Annotated in this window: 21 protein-coding genes; 1 reads left to right on the top strand and 20 read right to left on the bottom strand. The window is 71.9% G+C overall.

The window, feature by feature from the left end; genetic code table 11:
* Window positions 1-49 precede the first annotated feature (49 nt).
* From LK06_RS25785 to LK06_RS25820, 8 genes are all read right to left on the bottom strand, one after another.
* The gene (locus LK06_RS25785) at window positions 50-655 is read right to left on the bottom strand and encodes a class I SAM-dependent methyltransferase (protein WP_039656795.1); all 606 of its coding nucleotides are present in this window, start codon (window positions 653-655) and stop codon (window positions 50-52) included.
* A 10-nt stretch (window positions 656-665) separates the two neighbouring features.
* Window positions 666-866: a hypothetical protein gene (locus tag LK06_RS33440; protein WP_043432521.1), complete on the bottom strand. Its 201-nt coding sequence runs from the start codon at window positions 864-866 to the stop codon at window positions 666-668.
* Window positions 863-1,201, bottom strand: a complete 339-nt coding sequence (locus LK06_RS33445; protein ID WP_086083507.1) for a three-helix bundle dimerization domain-containing protein — start codon at window positions 1,199-1,201, stop codon at window positions 863-865. Before LK06_RS33445 ends, LK06_RS33440 begins: the two co-directional genes overlap by 4 nt.
* Window positions 1,198-2,583, bottom strand: a complete 1,386-nt coding sequence (locus tag LK06_RS25800) for an MBL fold metallo-hydrolase (RefSeq protein ID WP_043406672.1) — start codon at window positions 2,581-2,583, stop codon at window positions 1,198-1,200. Before LK06_RS25800 ends, LK06_RS33445 begins: the two co-directional genes overlap by 4 nt.
* 125 nt (window positions 2,584-2,708) lie before the next feature.
* Window positions 2,709-3,977 (bottom strand): NAD(P)/FAD-dependent oxidoreductase, encoded by a 1,269-nt coding sequence (locus LK06_RS25805; RefSeq protein WP_275674144.1) that lies wholly within the window; start codon window positions 3,975-3,977, stop codon window positions 2,709-2,711.
* 46 nt (window positions 3,978-4,023) lie between these two features.
* Window positions 4,024-4,350 carry a rhodanese-like domain-containing protein gene (locus LK06_RS25810; RefSeq protein ID WP_039656791.1) on the bottom strand — a complete coding sequence of 109 codons (327 nt, stop codon included), beginning with the start codon at window positions 4,348-4,350 and terminating at the stop codon, window positions 4,024-4,026.
* A gap of 12 nt (window positions 4,351-4,362) precedes the next feature.
* A complete protein-coding gene (locus tag LK06_RS34560) occupies window positions 4,363-4,800 on the bottom strand; it encodes an ATP-binding protein (RefSeq protein ID WP_043432523.1) in 438 nt (145 codons plus the stop codon).
* 342 nt (window positions 4,801-5,142) lie between these two features.
* Window positions 5,143-6,486, bottom strand: a complete 1,344-nt coding sequence (locus tag LK06_RS25820) for an endonuclease domain-containing protein (RefSeq protein ID WP_043432524.1) — start codon at window positions 6,484-6,486, stop codon at window positions 5,143-5,145.
* Between the two features lie 1,008 nt (window positions 6,487-7,494).
* Between LK06_RS25820 and LK06_RS25825 the strand changes: the two genes are divergently transcribed.
* A complete protein-coding gene (locus LK06_RS25825; protein WP_043406661.1) occupies window positions 7,495-8,175 on the top strand; it encodes a phosphatase PAP2 family protein in 681 nt (226 codons plus the stop codon).
* 12 nt (window positions 8,176-8,187) lie between these two features.
* Here LK06_RS25825 and LK06_RS25830 read toward each other — a convergent pair whose 3' ends face one another.
* Genes LK06_RS25830 through LK06_RS25885 form a run of 12 tightly spaced genes read right to left on the bottom strand, consistent with a single transcriptional unit; the run spans window position 8,188 to window position 21,286 of the window.
* Window positions 8,188-9,579 (bottom strand): glutamate-1-semialdehyde 2,1-aminomutase, encoded by a 1,392-nt coding sequence (locus LK06_RS25830; protein WP_086083509.1) that lies wholly within the window; start codon window positions 9,577-9,579, stop codon window positions 8,188-8,190.
* Window positions 9,580-9,586: 7 nt separating this feature from the next.
* Window positions 9,587-10,138 carry a dTDP-4-dehydrorhamnose 3,5-epimerase gene (gene rfbC / locus LK06_RS25835; RefSeq protein ID WP_039656784.1) on the bottom strand — a complete coding sequence of 184 codons (552 nt, stop codon included), beginning with the start codon at window positions 10,136-10,138 and terminating at the stop codon, window positions 9,587-9,589.
* Window positions 10,135-11,373 carry a polysaccharide pyruvyl transferase family protein gene (locus LK06_RS25840; protein ID WP_043432527.1) on the bottom strand — a complete coding sequence of 413 codons (1,239 nt, stop codon included), beginning with the start codon at window positions 11,371-11,373 and terminating at the stop codon, window positions 10,135-10,137. The genes rfbC and LK06_RS25840 overlap by 4 nt, the downstream gene beginning before the upstream one ends.
* On the bottom strand, window positions 11,370-12,317 hold the full coding sequence (locus LK06_RS25845) for a glycosyltransferase family 2 protein (protein ID WP_039656781.1): 948 nt from the start codon (window positions 12,315-12,317) through the stop codon (window positions 11,370-11,372). The genes LK06_RS25840 and LK06_RS25845 overlap by 4 nt, the downstream gene beginning before the upstream one ends.
* Window positions 12,314-13,633 (bottom strand): MATE family efflux transporter, encoded by a 1,320-nt coding sequence (locus tag LK06_RS25850; RefSeq protein ID WP_078858730.1) that lies wholly within the window; start codon window positions 13,631-13,633, stop codon window positions 12,314-12,316. Before LK06_RS25850 ends, LK06_RS25845 begins: the two co-directional genes overlap by 4 nt.
* Window positions 13,630-14,979 carry a DUF4910 domain-containing protein gene (locus LK06_RS25855; RefSeq protein ID WP_043406653.1) on the bottom strand — a complete coding sequence of 450 codons (1,350 nt, stop codon included), beginning with the start codon at window positions 14,977-14,979 and terminating at the stop codon, window positions 13,630-13,632. The genes LK06_RS25850 and LK06_RS25855 overlap by 4 nt, the downstream gene beginning before the upstream one ends.
* Window positions 14,976-16,001, bottom strand: coding sequence for an NAD-dependent epimerase/dehydratase family protein (locus LK06_RS25860; protein WP_039656775.1), 1,026 nt, complete (start codon window positions 15,999-16,001; stop codon window positions 14,976-14,978). The genes LK06_RS25855 and LK06_RS25860 overlap by 4 nt, the downstream gene beginning before the upstream one ends.
* A gap of 3 nt (window positions 16,002-16,004) precedes the next feature.
* The gene (locus LK06_RS25865; protein ID WP_043432532.1) at window positions 16,005-16,652 is read right to left on the bottom strand and encodes a PIG-L deacetylase family protein; all 648 of its coding nucleotides are present in this window, start codon (window positions 16,650-16,652) and stop codon (window positions 16,005-16,007) included.
* Complete coding sequence (locus LK06_RS25870) at window positions 16,649-17,473, bottom strand: glycosyltransferase family protein (RefSeq protein WP_039656772.1); 825 nt, start codon at window positions 17,471-17,473, stop codon at window positions 16,649-16,651. The genes LK06_RS25865 and LK06_RS25870 overlap by 4 nt, the downstream gene beginning before the upstream one ends.
* On the bottom strand, window positions 17,470-18,780 hold the full coding sequence (locus LK06_RS25875; protein ID WP_039656771.1) for a class I SAM-dependent methyltransferase: 1,311 nt from the start codon (window positions 18,778-18,780) through the stop codon (window positions 17,470-17,472). Before LK06_RS25875 ends, LK06_RS25870 begins: the two co-directional genes overlap by 4 nt.
* Entirely contained in the window at window positions 18,777-20,051 is a 1,275-nt protein-coding gene (locus tag LK06_RS25880; protein WP_039656886.1) for a glycosyltransferase, read from the bottom strand. Before LK06_RS25880 ends, LK06_RS25875 begins: the two co-directional genes overlap by 4 nt.
* A 2-nt stretch (window positions 20,052-20,053) precedes the next feature.
* Window positions 20,054-21,286, bottom strand: coding sequence for a membrane protein (locus LK06_RS25885; RefSeq protein WP_039656769.1), 1,233 nt, complete (start codon window positions 21,284-21,286; stop codon window positions 20,054-20,056).

Genomic DNA, 21,286 nt, shown 5'->3' on the forward strand with positions numbered 1-21,286 from the left:
GTACCTGGCGACCAAACCCGGTACAGCGGCCGGACAGCGCGGGCCGGCGTCATCTCCGCACGGCGTGGACGAGCGCGTCGAGGGCCGTGCGGTTGTCGCCCTCGGCGTGGGCCACCGGCCGGGTGACGGTCTCGGCCCGCAGGATGTCGGCGTAGGGCCGCCACAGGTCGGCGACCTGCTCGGCGGTGTAGAGCACGCGCGGATCCTGTGGGCCGCCGTATCCCCGCTCGGGATTGGCCGCGTCATGGCCGACGAGCAGCAGGGTGCCGCCCGAGCGGACGGCAGCGGCGGCCCGGGGCAGCACCCGGGCCATGTCCGGCCACGGCAGGTGCAGGTACGCGATCAGCGCCAGGTCGTACGTCGCCTCCGCAGGCGCCCAGAGCGTGAGATCGGCGTGGACGGTGCGCAGCCCTACCCCCCGGTCGGCGGCCAGCCGCTCAGCCTTCTCCAGGGCTACGGCGGAGAAGTCGACGGCGTCCACTTCCCAGCCCCGCTCCGCGAGCCACACCGCGTTGCGGCCTTCGCCGGCGGCCAGGTCCACCGCCCGACCGGACGGCTTCAGGCCGGCCAGTTCCTCGGTGACGAACCGGTTGGGTTCGGCCTTCCACACCAGTTCGCCGCCGCGGTAGCGCTCGTCCCAGCTCGCCGCGTCCATGTCCTGCGCCTCATTTCTCCGCCTGCGCGGAATCGTCGTCGGTGTTGTCGGTGTCGGTGTCGGTGTCGGTGTCGGTGTCGGTGTCGGTGTCCGGGTCCATCGTGTCGTCCCCTGCGAGCAGATAGGGGTAGGGGCAGCTGCGCGAGTCCGGGGCGATGCAGGCGTTGCAGGGGCGGGATCGGTCCAGGACGCACTTCGGGGTCGGTTTCACGTTTTGCCACCTCTCGCACTCACACCCAGGGCGGTGAAGGGCTCGGACAGCTGCCCCGAGGCACGTGCGTAGGCCAGGACGGGAACGCAGTGCCGTACGCGCGCGTCGGCGAAGAACGCGAACGCCTCCGCCACTGCCGTCGCCAGTGCCTCGGAGGGGAGATCCGGGAAGCGGTGGAGGAGCCGCTCCTGGACGTCCTGGCGGGCGCGTCGCTCCGCCTCCGGTGTCGGTGGGCTGGTCGGGTATCGAGTGTTCCCGGTGGTCCGTGAAGCGTCCTTGTGTGGCGACGGGCGGCGACCGCTGCAGCGGTCGCCGCCCGTCGCGCGGGGGATCACACGTCGGCGGGTGCGGGCAGGGCGAGCCAGGCGCCGTAGCCGCCGAGTAGGTCAGACACGTCGGTGTGCCCCTTGTGGCGCAGGAGGCTGGCGGCGATGGAGGAGCGGTGGCCGCCTGCGCAGTGCACGACCAGGGGCCGGCCGGCCGGGATCTCGTTGATGCGGCGGGCCAGTTCGGCCAGCGGGATGTGCAGCGAACCCTCGATGAAGCCTTCTTCACGTTCGGCGGTGTTGCGCACGTCCAGCACCAGCGGCGGTTCGTCGCTGTCCAGGAGCCGGCGGAGTTCGTCGACGGTCAGGCGGCTGGCCTGCTCCATCTCGTCGGCCAGGGCCGGGAAGGCTCCCTCGGGCTCGCGCAGGTACCCGCCGACCTTGTCGAAGCCGATCCGGGCCAGCCGGGTGACCACCTCCTCCTCCCGGTCCTGCGGTGCGATGACGACGACCTCCTGCTCGGGGGCGACGACCATGCCCGCCTGCTCGGCGAAGCGGCCGTCGGCGGGGACGTTGACCGAGCCGCGCAGGTACCCGGGCGCGAAGTCCTGCGGGGGGCGGACGTCGATCACGACGGCTCCAGCCGCGCGTCGCTGCATGAACTCCTCGGTTGTCAGCGGGAGGGGGGCGGCGGACGCGTCGAACAGGCCGTGTTCCTTGCGGTTGAGGATGGCGTCGTAGACGAAGTAGGCGGGCGCGGACGGCTGCCCGGCCGTCACCAGCTCGACGAACTCCTCCTCGCTCATCGGCCGGCACGCGTAGTTGGTGGCGCGCTGTGCGCCGATGGTGGACTGGCGCTGGGTGGAGAGGTTCTTGCCGCAGGCGGAGCCGGCGCCGTGGGCGGGGAAGACCCGCACGGCGTCCGGGAGGGCCATCAGCTTGTTCTGGATGGTGTCGTGGAGCATCTTGCCGAGTTCGTCGGCGGTCACGCCGATGGAGGCCAACAGGTCGGGCCGGCCGACGTCGCCGATGAACAGCGCGTCACCGGTGAGCACGCCGTAGGGGACGGCGTCGCCGGAGTGCTCGTACACCAGGACGCTGATCGACTCCGGGGTGTGGCCCGGGGTTTCGAGGATCTGGAGCTGGACGTCGCCGAGGCTGATGCGTTCGCCGTCGACCAGTTTGTGGATCGGGTACTCGGCCACGGCGTGCTGTCCGTAGCCGATCCAGGCGCCGGTGCGGTCGGCGAGCTCCAGGTGGCCGGCGAGGAAGTCGGCGTGGAAGTGGGTGTTGATCACGGCCTCGATGGTGAAACCGTGGGCGGCGGCGTCGGTGAGGTACTCCGAGACGTCGCGGCGGGGATCGACGACGACGGCCCTGCCCGTGCTCTCGTCGGCGATCATGTACGACGCCTGGGAGAGGCAGTCGAGGTAGTACTGGGCGAAGAACATGGTCCGGTGACCTCCACGTGGGACGGGGATCAAATGTCTGGGGGATGCAGAAGGGTCTGGTCCGCCCTTGTCGGAGGGCGGAGTGTGGTGGTCGGCCCGGGCCGGGGGAGGCCAGGGCCGACCAGTCAGAGGCGGCCGGTGAGCATGCCGTGCCAGTAGATCGGCGGCAGACCGTACCGCTTGAACAGCCACATCGAGCGCCGCTCCTTGAAGGGATTGAGCAGCGGGAAGGAGGGTGTGGGGTTGAGGTCGTAGTCGAACTCGGCGAGCAGCATCCGGTCCCGGGCCGTCACCAGCGGGCAGGACGTGTAGCCGTCGTACCGGTGCGAGGGGGAGCGCCCGTTCATGACGTCGAGCAGGTTGCCGGCCACTGCCGGGGCCTGCTTGCGCACCGCGGCACCGGTCTTGGACGTGGGCAGGTTCGCCACGTCGCCGAGGGCGAAGACGTTGCCGTAGGAGGGGTGCTGGAGGGTGTGCTTGTCGGCGGCGACGAAGCCCTGCGGGCTGGCCGGGTCGGCGAGCGGACTCGCCTTGACCCAGTCGGGGGCCCTCTGCGGCGGCACGGCGTGCAGGAGGTCGTAGCCGAGGGTCTCCTTGGTGCCGTGCGCGTGGTCGGTGATCGTGAGCTTGCGGGCGTCGCCGTCGACGGCGGTCATCTCGGAGCGCAGCCGCACCTCGATGCCGTAGCGGGCGGCCACCTCCTCCAGGACCTGCGACCAGGCGGGCACCTTGAACATCGCCGGATCGGGGAGGACGAGGACGACACGGATGTCGTCGAGGACCTTGCGCCTGCGCCAGTGGTCGGCGGCCAGGTAGGCGATCTTCTGTGGTGCGCCTCCGCACTTCAGCGGGGTCGCCGGGTGGGTGAAGACGGCCGTGCCCGAGCGCATCTCGCGGACCAGCTCCCAGGTGCGCGGGGCGTACTCCGGCGCGTAGTTGCTGCTCACCCGATCGTGTCCCACGGCCTCGCCGAGGCCGGGGACGCCGTCCCAGTCCAGCTGAAGTCCCGGTGCCATCACCAGGTGTTCATAGGTGAGTTCGGCGCCGCCGGACAGGGTCACGGTGCGGCTCTCGGGGTCGACGGCCAGGGCGCGGCGACGGATCCACCGCACGCCGTCCGGGATGACCGACCCTTCAGGACGGCGGGTGACGCGCAGGGGTGCCTGGCCGCCGCCGACCAGAGTCCACAGCGGCTGGTACCAGTGCGTGTCGGACGGTTCGACCAGGGTGATGTCACTGACGCCGGCGCGGCGCAGGCGGGCGGCGACGCTGATGCCGGCGCTACCGCCGCCGATGATGGCGACGCGGTGGCGGCCGGAGATCGGGGTGATGGGGGTCCCCCCGGGCGCGAGCGAAGCCGAGCGTTTGGGGGAGGGAGAGGGTATGGCGGCCAAGGTGGTGCTCCCTTCCGGCTGGCCGGTGTGCGGGGGTGGACGGGGGTCAGGCGGCGTGCGCGTATGAACCGGCCGCGACGGGGCGGCCGGCGCGGACCCACGTACCAGTGCCGCCGGTCACCGAGTAGGCGTCGAAGCCGCGGGAGTTCAGTCGGTCCGCGACGGTCCTCCTGCGGTTGCCGCTGGCGCAGTTCGCGAACACCGGGCGGCCGAGCGGCGGTTCGCCGCACCGTGTGGGCAGGGTGCGCAGCGCCATCAGACGGGTGCCGGGCACGTGTCCGGCGGCGTGCTCGTCCGCCTTCCGGATGTCGACCACGAGCGCGCCGTCGACCCAGGCCGCCGCAAACCCTTCCGGGGTCACTTCACGAGCCACTTCGTTGCCTCCTCAATTACCCCGGGGGGTATCTCTCCGGCGAGAGTACGGTGGTCGGGAGGACAGCGTCAAATACCCCCGGGGGTATTTGCCTGAGAGGTAACTCCCGACCCCGCGCTGGGGTCGGAAACGAGCCGTGACCCGTCGGTCACGGCCCCGCGCAGCCGGGAGCGTCATCCGCGTCCCGCCGCCCGGTCCGGAGCCCACGGTGACCCTGCCGCCGTGCGCGGTGACCGGCTCCTTGGCCATGGCGAGGCCGAGGCCGCCACTGTCTCCGGCGCGAACGCGGGCCCCGCGCCACGGACGGTCGATCCCGCGGTCGCCGAGCAGCCGTACGCCCTCGGCGCCCGACCCTGTCGTCAGCACCTCGTCACCGGTGCGTTCCAGGCAACGGCGCAGCAGCTCGCGGATCTCCTCCCCGTCCTCGGGGACGAGCACGGTGGCGGCCATGCCCCACCTCTACGCGCCACGCGCATGTCCCTGGGAGGGCCGAACGGGCCCAACCCTCCCGGCGGTCGTCTCCGCACACACCCCACGGCGAATGCAGGGCATGGGGCGACCGTGATGGTGCGGTACGGAAGACGCTCCCGCAGACTCAAGGGGGGTCCGCCACGGAGTGCACCATCAAGATCGCGACGGCGTTCACCGCGGGTGCCCCCGCCATCGGCGCAGTGCCGGCAGTCGGCCCGGTGACCGCGGGCACCGGCGGCGCCATGTCGCTGGGACGTGCGGGGTGTGTCGGGGCCGGCGGCTGCCAGGTGGCGTCGGGACGTCGGGTCTCTCGGCGCTCGCTCAGAACAGTGCCAGGCCCCCGCCGCTGGTGTCCACGATGACCGGCCGGGACTGGGCGGGGAGGCCGTCCAGACGGTCAGGCCCGGCCGCGGCGGCCACGGCAGGGGCCGTCTCGGCCAACCAGGTGCGAAACCGCTCGGCGGCTTCGCGGTAGGGGACTCGCGCCAGGACACGGTGCTCGCCGGAGGGGCAGCAGTCGACGGCGACCGTGAGCAGGCAGGAACGGGGCGTGTTCTGGCTGCCCGTCCAGGACACGCGCAGGATGCCGCAGGGCGTGCGCCCGCGGGGGGCGCGGTGGGTCGGGCGCAGCGAGCGGCAGGCTATGTGGGCGGTCCATCCGGCGAGGTGCGGTAGGGGCAGGGTGGTGCGCGCGCGGCAGCCGGGGCAGCGGTGCCAGTGGCGGAGCCAATCGTCGGCGTCGATGCGGAAGAGGCGTGTGTAGCGGTTCGCCACCCGGATGTCGTTGCCGTACAGGTGGTCGGGGCGTTCCAGGGTGTTGCAGGACTGGCAGACGGGGGCGCGGACGTAGCCGTGTTCGTGGCAGTGGTCGAGGACGGCGGCGTGCGCGGTGTGGCAGACGGCGCACGCCCACCCGGCCACCTTGCGGGAGGTACCGGGCTTTCTGCTGAGCACCGAGTAAAGCTGGCCTTCCAGCTCCCCGTTGTACGGGCGCAGCGCGGCGGTGGGCCCCCCGGGTTCCGCCGTCTGCTGGCCGCCGGCGCTTCGGGCCCGCCGGGGCCGGGAGGGCGACTCGGTGACGGCTGTGCTTGCCTGGCGGGTCCGCTCGGCTCGCACCCACTGCCTTTCGGTGTGCTCAGCCGCGTCCAGCAGCCTGACCGCAGCGCGCGGCAGCCACCACGTCCGCTGCGTCCCGTCGGGGGCCTGCTCCACGAGCAGCTGTCGCCAGTCGATCCCCGCCAGGTGGTGCGGCCGGCCGTCGTCACGTCGTGCTGCCCGCTCGGGGCCGCCCAGCTGCTGCAGTTCCCGCGCGATGCGCTGGCGCCAACGCAGCGGCGTTTCCTCGTTGCACTCCTGCCTCGACGTCCCACGAAACGGACCGATGCGGACCAGGTCCTGCCGATCCATTCCCACCGCGTTCAGTTCCGCGGCTGCCCGGCGCACCTCGACTTCCGGAACACGCCACTGACCGCCGCTCGCCCGCACGGTCGTCACCGCATGGCCGCCGAGCAGGACGTACCCCGCGCGGGCATGGGCGGGGGAGTAGGTGAATGCCCCAGAGACCGTCGGCACGGCACTGTCGGCCGTCACATCGGCCCACAGAGCGTCCGCGGCGCCCAGGGTGATCAAGCCGTCCGTGCGACCGGGCATGACACGCTCTGACATACCGACAGGCTAACGGCCTGCAGCGCGGCAACGGGTCTCCCAGCTCCTCGGTCAGCCGGGCCGCCGCCCACTGCGCCTCCGCCGCCCCGCAACACCTCGTTCCCCAACAGCCGGTTCGTCAATACCACCAGCGAGGGGGAGAAGGCCACCGAGGCATCCGTGGCTCCGGCACGGAAAAGCGATCCGGGCCACATAGCGATCCGGGCCACATGTCGAGGAGAGTTGACCCTCGGACCCTCCAACGGCGGTGTGCCGCAACCGCATTGTTGGCTAGGGTGGCGAGTGGAGGCCGATTCCGATGCCCTTGACCAGGGTCATGGAGAGGCTGACGAGTTCGGGGCTGCACAGGCCGATGGCTCCCGTGGGGGCCATGTCAGACACGACGGGGGGCTCGTTGGTGGGGAGTCGGCACCGGCAGAAGCCCTGGTCGACGTGGCTTTGACGCGATGGATGCGGTGCAGGCCCGGACCGCATGGCGGACGGCCGGTCGGCCCCTGGTGCGAAACGCCGGATCGGCGGGTTCCTGGGGCAGGCTGGGAGGCAGCTGGGAGGGCACGCGCCCGTCGGCCCGGGCGGTGGTGGTCGCGGCGATGCCGATTCCGACCCGTCCGTGGGAGCCGGGGTGCTGACGGAACGCCTGGGCCGTGGTGTGCCCGGACACACGGTCACCGGAGTCGTCCGGAAACAAGGCCCCACCGTCGTGGGGCGCGACCGCCGGCGCGGGCATCAGCAAGCCGATCCACCGGTCGTTGGGCGCGGGACCCCACGGGGAGCGGACCGGGACACGAACCACTGCCGCGCAGGGTGGACAAAAGGTCACCACAGCAGGCCGTGCAGTCTTCACGAGGGCCTGACGCAGGGGAAACAGGAGGCCGCTGATTCATGGTTGCCCATCGGTCGGATGAGGGACCGCACGCCCACCTCGCCCCGGGAAGTCGAGACCCGGAACACGAACACCTTCCACCGACCACGGCACCGCACGACGGGTCGACCGGACGCGGTGGGCGTGTGACCCGCCGCTCGGCGCCCGCGGTGCTGCCCCCGTCGCTGCGCGTGTGGCTCGGACTGCATGCGGTCCTCGCCGCGCTGGTGGTCGTCGCGCTCGGGTTCCTGTACGCCGACGACAGCCAGCCCGGCGGGGCGGACGCGCGGATCTGGAGGGCAGTGGACGGGGCGGGGCCGGCGTGGAGGCACGTCGCGCTGGCCATGGACTTCTTGGGGGAGCCGGCGGGCGCGGCGACGCTGGTCCTGGTCACCGTGACGGGGTGCCTGCTGCTTCGGCACCCTCGCGCAGCGGTGCTCGTCGTTGCCGGCACCGGTATGACCGTGGGGACGGCGACGCTGCTCAAGGTTCTGGTGGGACGCACCATCCACGACGGGAACTTGTCCTACCCGAGCGGGCACACCGCCTTCGCCACCGCGCTCACCCTCGTGCTGGCGCTGCTCGCGACCGGCCGGCTCGGCCTCGGCAGTTCGGCCGGCATGTTGCTCGTGCTCGCCGCGGCGCTGGTGGCCGGCGCCGCCATGGGCTGGGCGCAGGTCGCCCTGGGCGCGCACTATCCGACCGACGTCCTCGGCGGTTGGTGCACCGCGCTGGCGGTGATACCGGCGACCGCGTGGCTGGTCGACCGGACGGCTGACCGGCTGGACGATCGGATGGCCGACGCCGGCCGGTGGGAGCGCCGCTGAGGACACGTCACGTCAAGCCAGGCGGCGGAACACGGGCTTCACCGGTCGTCCGCCCAGCCAGGGGGTGGGGTCGGCGGCGTCCAGTGCCTTCCGGTAGACCGCACACGCCTGGGCCACCACATCGACGGTGTGGTCGATGTCGGCCTCGCTGAGCGCGCTGCTCACCACGAACGACGGGGCCAGCACCCCGCCCGCGAGGAGTCGGCGCAGGAACAGCGTGCGGAACTGCTGCGACGGCTGCCGGTTCTCGTCGAGGGTGGCGAAGACCAGGTTGCTCGCTCGGCCCCGGACGATGACGTGGTCGCCGACTCCCATACCGGCCGCGGCTTCGCGGACACCGGCGGCCAACCGCTCGCCGAGGGCGTGCAGCCGCGCGGTGACGCCCTCTTCGGCGTAGGTGGTGAGCACGGCCATCATCGCTGCCAGGGAGTGCGTTTCCGCACCGTGTGTGGTGGACAGCAGGAACACCCGGTCGCCGGAGTGACGCAGTCCGCCCTGTTCCATCAGTTCGCGGCGCCCGGCCAGCGCGGAGACGGCGAATCCGTTGCCCAGCGCCTTGCCGAACGTGGAGAGGTCGGGGGCGACGCCGTACAGGCCCTGGGCGCCCGCCTCGGACCAGCGGAAGCCGGTGATCATCTCGTCGAAGACCAGTACGCAGCCGTGGCGGTCGGCCAGCTCACGTAGTCCGGCGAGGTACTCGGTGGTGGGGTCTGCCTTGCTCGAACGAAGGTGAGAGCTTGGGGAGGATCCGGTGTGGGTGGCGGGTTCGAGGATCAGGCAGGCGACCTCGCCCCGGTACCGGGTGAGCAGCGCCTCCGTGGCGGCCAGGTCGCCGTAAGGGAAAGTCAGGGTGAGGTTGTTGGTCGCCTCCGGAACACCGGCGGACATCGGCGTGGTGCCGATGAACCAGTCGTCGACGGAGAAGAACGGATGGTCGGCGCAGAGGGCCACCCGCGGGCGCCCGGTGGCGGCGCGGGCGAGGCGCACCGCAGCGGTGGTGGCGTCGGAGCCGTTCTTCGCGAACTTCACCATCTCGGCGGTCGGCACCGTGGTCAGGAAGCGTTCCGCGGCTTCGACCTCCAGGATGGACGGCCGGACGAAGTTGCTGCCACGGTCGAGTTCCTGCCGCACCGCCTCGATCACGCGGGGGTGGGCGTGGCCGAGGCTGACCGATCGTAGACCGGAGCCGTACTCGACGTAGCGGTTGCCGTCGATGTCCCACACGTGGGCACCGCGGCCGTGGCTGATGACCGGCGCCAGGTCCTCGGGGTACTGGTCATCGCCCTTGGCGTAGGTGTGTGCGCCCCCGGGGATCACGGCGTGCAGCCGCTCGTTCGCCCTCCGCGACCGGGGCAGGAGCAACTCTGCGGCGGCTTCGGCGGCTTCGGTGGCTTTGTCGTTCACGCCGTCCTCAACTCTCTTTTCGCTGCAGAACCTCGGCGAGGCTCGGCGCCTCGCGGTCCCGCTGGGACATCGATGTGACCGGCAGCGGCCAGGGAACGGCGAGCTCCGGGTCGTCGAAGGCGATCGTCACGTCCTCGGCCGGATCGTGCGGGCGGTCGATCCGGTACGAGACGTCGGCGGTTTCGGTCAGAGCCTGGAAGCCGTGCGCGCACCCCGCCGGGACGTACAGGGTCACCTGCGTCTCGTCGGACAGCGTGAAATACGCCTGGTTGCGGTAGGTCGGCGAGTCCGTCCGCAGGTCCACGACGACGTCGAAGATCCTCCCGTACGAGCACCGCACCAGCTTGGCCTCGCCGGCGCCGGAGCGCAGGTGCAGGCCGCGCAGCACTCCACGGACCGAGCGGGACAGGCTGTCCTGGACGAAGGCGTCCGGGTCGAGGCCCACCGAACGGACCACGTCGGCGTCGAAGGTGCGGCAGAAGAAGCCGCGCTCGTCGGCGTACGGCGTCGGCTCGAACAGGTACGCGCCGGCGATCGCCGGGACGTCGAGCGCTTTCATGGAGCCTCCCGCAGGGCATGGGTGTGGGCGTGGCCGGCCGCCGGGAAGAGGGCCGCGGTCAAAGTGTTGAACTGGCGTTCGAGGTGGCGAGTGGCGGCCAGGTTCCGCTCGGCGAGGGTCCGCCGCAGCTCCGCCGATCGCTTCTCCAGCGCCCGGAACTGCTCCAGCAGCCGGTCGGCGTCGACCTCACGAGCCGGGTGGCAGTACGCTTCCAGCCCCATCCGGGCCATGAGCGCGTCGCTCTTCGCCGCATAGCTGAGCGCGAGCGTCGGCGTGCCGACCTTCAGCGCGCAGACCAGGTTGTGGTAGCGGGTCGCCACCACGGTGTCGGCAGCCGCCGCCTCCTTCATCAGGTCGGCCAGCGAGGCCGCCTCGGCAGCGGTGACCAGCGGCGAGTCCACCGCGTCGAGGATCGCGGCGACCACCGGCTCGTCGCACCCGTCGCCGGTGAGCAGCCGGATCGGCCTGCCGTCCGCGACCAGCGCGCGGACGAAGCGGATCGTCCCGTCGAGGTAGCGCCGGTGGATCTCCTGGGCCCGGGCACGGTCGTCGTTGCCGCCGTGGAAGGCCATGACACCGACGCAAACCGGGCCCGGCGGGCCGGAGGGCGCGTTCGCCGGCACCGTCGGCAGGGCGAAGGCGAGGTCCGGGTAGACCTCGTCGCGCGTGGTGTCCACGCCCATCTCCCGCATCGCGTCGCGGGACAGGGCGTCCCGGTACGACCGGTAGGTGGCCAGCCGCGCCGACCAGCGCACCAGTGCTCGGGTCGGCCGGTCGCCGATCGCGGCGGCACCGACGCTGACCAGCGCCACCCGGGTGCCGAACAGCCGGGCGGTCGCGCAGAGCAGGAACAGCGAGTACGGGAAGCCCCACGGCCGCAGCGGTAGCGTGGCCTCCAGGACGCCCATGCCCGGCACGATCACCACGTCGTGCCGGCGTACCCAGGCAGCGGTGCGGACGGCGTCGACGAGTTTGCCCAGACCCTTCGCCGCGATCGCGCCCGCCCGCGACGCCGTCCGGTACTCCCCGCGGTACCAGTGCAGCCGCGTCGCGGGGATCCGGTACCGGGTCGTGACGACCTCGGGTCCGCCGCACAGCGCGTCCACGACCGCCTCCGGGTGTGCGGTGCGGAGGTAGCCGAGCACGGCCTCCAGCGACCCGTCGTTGCCGAGGTTGCCGGAGCCGAGCAGGCCGAACACCCCGACGCGCACCGGAGTCTCGTTCGCGGACGTCATGCCGGCCTCCCCTCGCGGCCGGCGACGAGGGCGTCGACGGAGACCGTGTGCAAGGACGGGTCGACCGGGGCGCGGTCCTCGACCCGCTCGCCGGCGCCCGGTCGCACCCGGCTGGCCATCCACGCGAGAAGGTGGCGGTGGCACGCGCGCCGGTCGGCGGGGGACAACGGCGCCCGCTGGATCGCCGTCACGAAGCCCCAGACGTACTCGGCGAGCAGCCGGGGCGTCGGGTGCAGCGGGCCTGCCCGGCGCGGGTCCAGGTTGACGCAGCGGGAGCGCTTGCTGGGGTTCGCCCGCTCGGCGCGGGTGGGGTGGTCGCGGCGGAAGTACAGCAGTTCCGGCACCTGGTGGAAGCGCCCGTGCAGGGTGATCTCGGCGACGAACGTGCGGTCCGCGTGGTGGTAGCTGTCGTGCGGCTTCACCCGGCGCAGCACGTCGGCCCGCATCACCCCGTAGAAGTCGTCGCCGCCGGGCTCGAACAGCAGGCTGCGGAAGCGCTCCGGCGCGTGCGGCGAGTCGGTGGCGAGCCCGTACGCGTACGGGACCTTCACCTGGCTGTCGCCGTCGATGACCGCCTGGCCGCTGTGCGCGAGGACCACGTCCGGCCGCTCGTCCAGCGCCTGGACGCAGCGCCGCAGCAGGTCCCGGGCGTACAGGTCGTCGTGCGAGGCCCACTTGAACAGTTCGCCGCGGCACTCGGTGAACACGTAATTGTGGTTCGGCGCAGCGCCGATGTTCCGGGGCAACCGGAGGTACCGGATGCGCGAGTCCCGTGCGGCGTACCGGCGGCAGATGTCCTGGGTCCCGTCGGTCGAGGCGTTGTCGGAGATGACCAGCTCGAAGTCCTCGTAGGTCTGGCCGAGCAGGGCGTCGAGCGACTCGGCGAGGTACTCCTCGCCGTTGTACACGGGCAGGCCGATGCTCAACCGGGGCGGGGTGGTCATGACGTCCTCACTTCACTGATCGGGTTCTGGTGGCGCTCGCGCAGGGCGGAGCGCAACTGCAGCCACCACACGGCCGAGCTGCCGACGGTCGCGGCGGCGACGCCCCAGGCCGAGCCGACCGTGCCGGCCACGGCTGCCCCGCCGAGCCCGCCGGTGACGTAACAGGCCGAGGCGATCAACTGGCTGCGCAGACTGCGCCGGGCCGCGGCGAGCGCGCGCAGCCCGGCCGCCGCGCCGGTGCCGAGGCCGGCGCCGGCCACGCCGAGCGTGGCCGGCACGATGAGCTGGGAGGCGGAGTGCCAGACGTCCCCCAGGACGAACGCGCCGGCGCGGTCCGGCATCAGCAGCAGCGCGGCGCCCCAGAGCAGCGCGGCGACGGCCTGCCCGCCGCCCAGCAGGAGGCAGAACGGGCCCAGCCGGTGCGGGGCCCGCCGCAGCACCCGTGCCGCCTCCGCGACGGTGACCAGTGACAGCCCCATCAGCACGGCGAGGAAGGGGCCGAGCAGGAGTTCGGCGCCCCGGATGGCACCCACCGCGCCAACCCCGACGATCGCGCCGAGCCCGTACGCCCGCAGCTGGCTCGCGCCGCTGACACAGGTGTTCTCGACCAGATACCGGTAGCCGAGGTCACGGTGCTCGCGAAGCCACTCGCGCGCTCCGGTCATGCGGGGCATGATCCCGGACTGGAAGCAGCCGTACACCGCGGCCACCGCGGCGGACGCGCCCCAGGCCAGTACGAAGGCGGGCACACTGCCCGCGCGGGCCGCCACCACCATGGCCGGGACGAGCGAGACGCCCCACACGAGGTCGTTGACGAACGCCTTGCGCCCGGTACCGGCGGCGAAGAACGAGTACCGCCAGGCGTCCTGCAACAGCAGCCCCGGCAGCATGACGCCGAGGCAGGCGAACGCGGGCCCCACGCGGCTGCCGAGAGCCGGCCCGATCACCAGACATGCCCCGCCGATGGCGGCGCCGACGCCGAGGGCGGTACCTGACGACCGGGCCACCGCCCCGCGCCAGGAGGCGTCCGACACACCGCTGAAACGCACCACGAGCGGGTCGGTGGCCAACCCGCGGGAGACGCTGAGCACCACGCCGTAGGTCACCCAGGCCAGGCTGAACACGCCGAACGCAGCCAGTCCGAGCGAGCGGGCCACGTAGATCCCCACCGCGAAGTTGGTCATGCTGGAGGCCGCTTGGTCGGCCAGCCCCCAGGACAGCCGGCCGACGACGGCCCGCTTGGCGGTCCGCCGGGCGCCTCTGGCCGGATCCGCCGATGCCGTCGCCCTCTCCCCCCCGGTGGTCATCGGCGTCATGCCTTGATCAGCCCGGCGCCGTGCAGGGCGTCGGCCGCGGCGGCGACGGTGTCGAACGGCAATCCGGACCGCTCGGCGACGTCCAGCAGACTGTGCTCGCCGTCGGAGAGGCTGAGCACCCAGAGCATGGCCATCTGGGCCTGCTTCGCGTCGCTGCGGCCGCCGAGCGAGTCGTACAAGCCACGTCGGCCCAGCTGTGGCTCGCCGTAGGGGCTGAGGTTGACGTACCGTCGGTTGCGGTCCAGCACGGTGAATGCCTCGCGGCACAGGACGAGCGTGTCTGCCATCGCCTTGGGGGAGACGAAGTCCAGGTTGTCGGCCGAGGTGTGGTACTCGGGGTAGCCGGCGTACGGGGTCCGGCTGAGCGAACCCACGCCGAGATCGAACCCGGGCGAGCAGAACTGCCGCTCATCGTAGCCGTACGGAGTGAACTCGACGACCCGGTGCGGGCGCTCGGAGGCGAGCAGCACGTGCCGCATCACCTGGTCGATCTCCGCATCGCCGCGCCTGCTCTGCTTGTACGTCAGCCGGCCCGGGTCACCGGCGCAGGCCAGCACCAGCCCGTGCTTGACCCTTCCCCCAGCCCCCGGCTCCTCCCCCACGCTCGGCTTCGCTCGCGCGGGGGTATCCCCATGAGCGGGGGATACCCCCTTCACCCGCTCCGCGTTGCGGGCCAGCCAGGTGATCGCCCCGATGGTGCCGGGTGCGAACAGGAACCGGTAGGTGTACCACGGTGTCTGCTCCGCCAGCGCCCGGGCCAGGAACGTCGCCACCGCGATGCCGGCCAGGTTGTCGTTGGCCAGCGACGGGTGGCAGACGTGGCAGGAGACGATCACCTCGTCGGCGACCTGCCCGGGCACCACGTGCTCGGCGTAGGTGAGGTGGCCGTCGGCGAGGGTGGAGTCGATGCGCACCTCGTACTCGCCGTCCGGCATGGCGTCCAAGGTCTCCTGGGCCAGGCAGAAGCCCCACTCCGGCTTGTAGTAGCTGGTGCGGTACGGCACCCAGGTCGGATGGTCCGGCAGGGTGTGCAGGTGCCCACGCAGCTCGGCCAGCGACATGGTCGCCGACACCGGCACGCTGTAGCCGAGCACGTGCAGGCTGGACGCGGCGAAGTCGACGACCCGGTTGCCGGCGGTGTCGGCGATGTACGCGTCCCGGATGTTCCACTCCTGCGGCACCGTCCAGTCGAGCACCTGGGTTCCGGTCGGCACCTCGTGCACCTGCAGCGGCACGTACTCGTCGATGATCTCCAGGGTGGCGCGCACTCCGTCGCCGGTGATGCTCCGGCACAGCGGGTACAACCGCTCCACCAGCGCGTACATCTCTTCGCCGGCCGCGCTCATCGGCGCCGCCGCAGGGTGTCGTCGACGGCGCCGGATTCGGATGCCGCGCGCAGCACGGCCAGCCGGGTGAAGCGTCGCTCGAAGTCCTCCCGGGTCAGCCCGTATTTCCGGTAGGCGTCGGCGAGTTCGAGGGCGCCCTGCTTCACGGTCCACTCGCAGTCGAAGCCGGGCACCGCGGCGCGGAACCGGGAGAAGTCCACCCGGTACGACCGCGGATCGGCTCCGGTCTCCCCGGTGATCACCACCCGCGAGTCGGTGACCGCCTCGGCGACCTGCTCGGCGATCTCGGCGACCGTGACGTTGTTGATCTCGCTGCCGATGTTGAACGCCCGGTCGTGCACCGATTCGCGGGGCGCGACCAGTGCGGCCGCGAAGGCCCGTGCGATGTCGGCGGCGTGCACCAGTGGGCGCCAGGGGGTGCCGTCGGAGAGCACCAGCACCTCGCCGGACAGGAGTGCGTGGCCCACCAGGTTGTTCAGCACGATGTCGGCGCGCAGCCGGGGCGAGTAGCCGAAGGCGGTGGCGTTGCGCATGAACACCGGGCTGAAGTCGCCGTCGGCGAGCGCGTGCAGGTCGTCCTCCACCCGCACCTTGGACTCTGCGTACGGTGTCACCGGGCGCAGCGGGGCGTCCTCGGTCACCAGGTCGCCGCCGCCGGCGGCGCCGTAGACCGAGCAGGTCGACGCGTACAGGAAGCGCTGCACTCCGGCGTCGCGGGCCAGTCGGGCCAGCCGCACGGACGCGTGGTGGTTGATGTCGTAGGTGAGCTCCGGCGCCAGCGCCCCCAGGGGGTCGTTGGACAGGGCGGCCAGATGGATCACGGCGTCCACCCCGGCCACCTGTTCGGCCGTGACGTCGCGCAGGTCCACCCGCGTCCCCGGCGGGTCCGCGGGCGGCGGGCCCAGCACGCAGTCGGCGAACAGGCCGGCGTCCAGCCCGACGACTTCGTGCCCAGCGGCCGCGAGTACGGGGGCCATGACGGTGCCCAGATAGCCCTGGTGCCCGGTCAGCAGTACGCGCAAGGTTCATTCCCCCAGGTTCAGAGTGAGTTTGGTGACGTCGAACGCTTCGGCGTAGCGCGCGTGGCTTTCGATGCCGCGGATCCGGGCCAGCCCGAGGAAGGCCTCCCGGTCGTACCAGGGCCGGTGCCGTTGCGAGGGGTAGTGCTCCTGCAGCAGCCGCACCTTCCGTTCGGCGATCTCCGGCGACAGCGGCTGGTACGCGGCGAGACGGCCGAGATCGCCGTCCCACTTGACGATCTCGTAGCCGAGCACGAGGTGGTCGCGGAACGCGGTGGGTATGAGCTGCGCCAGGCCGCGGTGATCCTGGTGCGCGTCCTCGGTGCGCGGGGCCAGCACGAGATCCGGATCGGTGCGCAGGCGCAGTTCCTCGACCGCGGCCTTGGCCTCCTCCCAATGTGCCGGCAGCTGGCCGTCCGGCAACTTGAGCACGGTCAGCCGCAGGTCGGCACCCGGGCAGAAGGCGGCGAGCGCGGCCTGCTCCTCCTGCTCCCGCTCGCCGCCACCGCCGGAGAGCACCAGCGCGTCGACGCGGATGCCCGGCCGCGCCTGGCACAGCGTCAGCAGCGTGCCACCGGCGCCGATGGCGATGTCGTCGCAGTGCGCGCCCACTGCGACGATCCGGTCCAGGCGCCCGGCCCCGAGCCGGATCACGCCCTCGCTCCAGAGCCGACTCCGCTGGCCGCACCCGCCCCCGTGCCGCCCCGTTCCCACACGGCCCACGGCCGGTCGCCCCGGGCGTAGGCCTCGTCCAGCGCGGCCCGCTCCTTCACGGTGTCGGTCGGCTTCCAGAAGCCGCGGTGCTGGTGCGCCACCAACCGTCCGCGCTTGGCGAGCTGGGTGCATCCGTCGGCGACCAGGTCGCCGTTCTCCGGGATGTGGTCGAAGACCTCCTGGCGGAGCACGAAGTAGCCGCCGTTCTCCCACAGCGGCAGATCGCTCACCGCGGTGATGCCCCCCACCAGGCCGTCATCGCCCAGGTCCACGCAGTGGAACGAGGACTGCGGTGGCACCACCATCATCGAGGCACCGGCGTCGCGCCGGGCGAACCGGTCGATCATCTCTGGCAGCGGGGCATCGGTGAGCACGTCGGCGTAGTTGGCGAGGAACATCTCGTCGCCGTCCAGGTGGTGCCGTACCCGGCGCAGCCGCTCCCCGATCGGTGACTCGATGCCGGTCTGCACGAACGTGATCGTCCAGGAGGCGATGTCGGCGGACAGCAACTCGGTCTGCCCGCCCCGCAGCACGAAGTCGTTGGACGTCGTCTCCTCGTAGTTGAGGAAGAAGTCCTTGATGTGGTGGGCCCCGTACCCGAGACACAGGATGAACTCCGTGTGCCCGTAGTGCGCGTAGTAGCGCATGACGTGCCAGATCAGCGGCCGCGGGCCGACCATGGCCATCGGCTTGGGCACGTCGTCGGAGGCTCCGTTGCGCATCCGCAGTCCGTAGCCGCCGCAGAACAGTACGACCTTCATGACTCGACCTCGACAATGCTCAGTTCCGGTACGGGAAAGACCAGTCGGCCGCCCCAGGCGTGCACGAAGGACAGCTGCTCGACCAACTCGGCCCGCAGGTTCCACGGGAGGACGAGGACGTAGTCCGGCCGGTCGGCGGCTATCTGCTCGGGCGCAAGGATCGGGATGCGGGTGCCCGGGGTGAACCTGCCGTGCTTGTAGGGGTTGCGGTCGACCGTGTACGGGAGCAGGTCGGGCCGGATGCCGCAGTGGTTGAGCAGGGTGTTGCCCTTGCCCGGGGCGCCGTAGCCGACGACCGTCTCGCCGCGCTCGGCCGCCTCGATGAGGAACCGCAGCAGGTCCCGGCGCACCTTGGCCACCCGAGCGGAGAACTCGGTGTACCCGGACAGCTCCTGCAGCCCGGCGGCCTTCTCGCGGTCCAGTACGTCGGCCACCCTTCCCCAGGCCCTCGGCTCCTCGCCCACGCTCGGCTTCGTTCGCGCGGGGGAATCCCCATGAGCAGGGGACACTCCATGGGTCGGCTCGCCGGCGACCTCGACCGGTCGGGCCCACAGCCGGATGGAGCCGCCGTGCGTGGGCAGCAGTTCGACGTCCACCAGCGCAAGTCCGCCGCTCGCCAGCGCCCGGGCCGCGGACGCGACCGTGTAGTACTGGAAGTGCTCGTGGTAGATCGTGTCGTACTGGTTCTCTTCGATCAGGGTCAGCAGGTGCTGCACCTCGATGGAGACCCAGCCGTCGTCGGCGACCAGGGCGCGCAGCCCCCGGGTGAACCCGACCACGTCGGGGATGTGCGCGTACACGTTGTTGGCCACGACGAGGTCCGCCGGGCCGTGCTCGGCGCGGACGGCGGCGCCGGTGGCCGGGTCCAGGAACTCCGTGAGCGTGGGCACACCCGCCTCCCGCGCCGCGGCGCCGACGTTCACCGAGGGCTCGATGCCGAGACAGCGGATCCTGCGGTCGACCATGTGCTTCAGCAGGTACCCGTCGTTGCTCGCGACCTCGACCACGAAGGCGTCGGTGCCGAGACCCAACCGCTCCACGGTGTCGGCGACGAACGTGCGTGCGTGCTCCACCCAGGAGGCCGAGTAGGAGGAGAAGTAGGCGTACTGCGTGAACGTCTCCTCCGGCGTGATCAGCGGAGGGATCTGTGCGAGCCAGCAGTCGGTGCAGACCCGCAGGTGCAGCGGGTATGTCGGCTCCGGCTGGTCCAATTGGTCCGCGGTGAGAAAGCTCTCACAGGGCGGAGTCGCCCCAAGATCGACGACGCTCTCCAGCGCCGCCGAGCCGCAGAGTCGGCATCGTGTCATCTACTGCCCCCATCCCGCTCGCGCGGCTGTACCCGCCGCGAGCCAGTGTGTTCGTCCCCTCCCGGCGGCAGGCCGTCCCCGCCGCCGGACCGACCCGCGATCGCGGAGCGGTACTCGTCCACCAGGCGTTCCAGCCCGACGGCCGGGCTGAAGTCCTGCTCGTAACGGCGCCGGGCCGCCTGGCCCATCGCCCGGTTGCGGGCCGACTCGGCCGTGATCCGGCGCAAGCAGGACGCGAGCGAGTCGGGATCGCCCGGCCGGTGCAACAGCCCGGTCACCCCGTCCTCGACGAGTTCGACGAAGGCGCCGTGGCCGGCGGCGACGGCCGGGACCCCCGCCGCCATCGCCTCCACGACCACCAGGCCGAACGCCTCCAGCCACGTGGAGGGAGCCACCACGGCGACCGACCGCGCGATGGCCTGCCGGCACTGCTCGGGGCCGTACAGGCCGACGTACCGCACGTCGTCCCGGCCCGCCGCCCAGGCAGCCACTTCTCGCTCCAACGGCCCCGTGCCGGCGACCACGAGCGGCACACCCACACCACCGTCAGCGGCGATCTCGTCCCACGCGGCCATGAGCAGCCGCACGCCCTTGGCCTCTGCGAGCCGGCCGAGATAGAGCAGCTGTTCGCCGGCACCCGATCGGCGGACACCCGGTTCGGGCACGAAGTTGTGCTTCACCGCCAGCCGCCCGGGTGGCATGCCGGCCCGCACCAGGACGTCGCGCTGCGCCGCGGAGATGCAGAGGAACCGCTCCACGCTGGACCACCACCGCCGCCGGTTGACCGACAGGCTGACCGCGAGCGGTACGGTCGCCAGCCGGGAGTTCCGGTAGCAGCCGTGCCGGACGGCGGGCAGCGGCGCGGACCCGACGCACTCGGTGCACGGTCGGCCGCCCCGCTGCAGCGTGCCGGGCGGGCAGACCTGGGTGTAGTTGTGCAGTGTGGCCACGACGGGCACGCCGGCGTCGGCGCAGGCGGCCAGCACTGCCGGCGACAGGAGCGGGAAGACGTTGTGGACGTGCACCACGTCCGGCCGCTCGGTACGAAGCCGGGCGGTGAGCTCCGTGCGGACCGCCGGATTCCACGGCACCAGCAGCGGTACCGCGGCCTTGCCCAGCAGGGACCGGGCGGCGATGTCGTCGCTGCGCCGCTCGAACAGCTCGACCCGGTGGCCGGCCCCGCGCAGCAGCGCCACCTCCTGGTCGACGACCTTGTTCTCCCCGCTCGGCTGCGCCGAGGCGTAGCGGTTGTGCACCACGAGGACGTGCATGCTCAGGTCACCTCCGATCTCCGGGCCCATCGTGGGGCGCGTCGTCGAGGAACGTCGGGCGTCGGGAGGGGGTCCACTGCGACAGGTGCCGCCAGCAGCGAGGCGGCCACGGCCAGGTGCAGCAGATACGGCGAGGCGTCGCCCAGTCCCGCCTCGGTGTACGACGCGATCGCGCAGTAGCTGATCAGGAAGATCGCGCAGGCTCTCGACAGCGACGGTGGCCGCAGCAACGCGACGCCGCCCAACACGATGATGATCGCCGCCACCAGGACGACGCCGGTCACACCTTGCTCGTGGTAAACGGCCAGCCAGCTGTTGTCGATCGGCAGCCCGCCGAACGACTTGTCGCCCAGGCCCACGCCGAACAGGTACTCCGTGGTCGTCCGGGGCGCCGCCAGCAGGGCGTCCCAGACCTTGGCCCGACCGGTCAGGCTGGTGAAGTTCTCCTGGCTCTGTCCGCGCAGGAACCACGCCTGCAGCAGGGAGCCGAACCCCACCGCGCCCACGGCGGCGCACAGTACCGCCCAGGCGAAGAACCGACGGGCGGCGGCGCTGGTCAGGACGAGCGAACCGATCGCCAGCGCCAGTCCGATGAGCAGGCCGACCGTGGCCGTCCGGGTATGGGTCAGTGCGAGCAGGACGAGTGCCGGCACGATGACCATCGCCGCGCTGCCGCGGTCGGTCCGGCGGCCCAGAACGAGCAGCACGGCAAGTCCGGTGATCACCGCAGCGTACTGGCCGATCTGCGGCGGCGTGAGCGGCCACAACGCGCCGACCAGCCGTCCGCCGTAGAGATCGGGCATGGCGGCGCCCGGTGAGATGATCGCGCCGGCGGCCACCGACCCGAGGACCACGAAGTACATCCGGATGTGGTGCCGGACGAACGTCAGGCCGCCGTCCCACCAGCGGCTGAGCAACCACAGCGTGCCGACGAAGAGGGCCAGCCGGGCGCAGCGGAACAGGGCGCCGAACCCGGATTCCAGGTTCACGCTGGAGATCACGCTCAGCGCCAGCAGCAGGGTGAGGAGGAACACGTAGGCGTTGGCTCGTATGCGCAGCCGGAGATTGACGGCGAGCGCCAGCGCGAACGCGGCGGCCAGCGCGCCCATGGTGACCATCTGGATGAGGGAGCGGGGCAGCGGGATGATGGTCTTCGCCCCGGCGGAGCCGAGCGTGTTGAGGACCAGCAGCCCCCAGACCGTCCCGACGATCTTCGACGTGTGGTCCCGGCCCAT

It is taken from the genome of Streptomyces pluripotens, from assembly GCF_000802245.2.
Taxonomy (GTDB): domain Bacteria; phylum Actinomycetota; class Actinomycetes; order Streptomycetales; family Streptomycetaceae; genus Streptomyces; species Streptomyces pluripotens.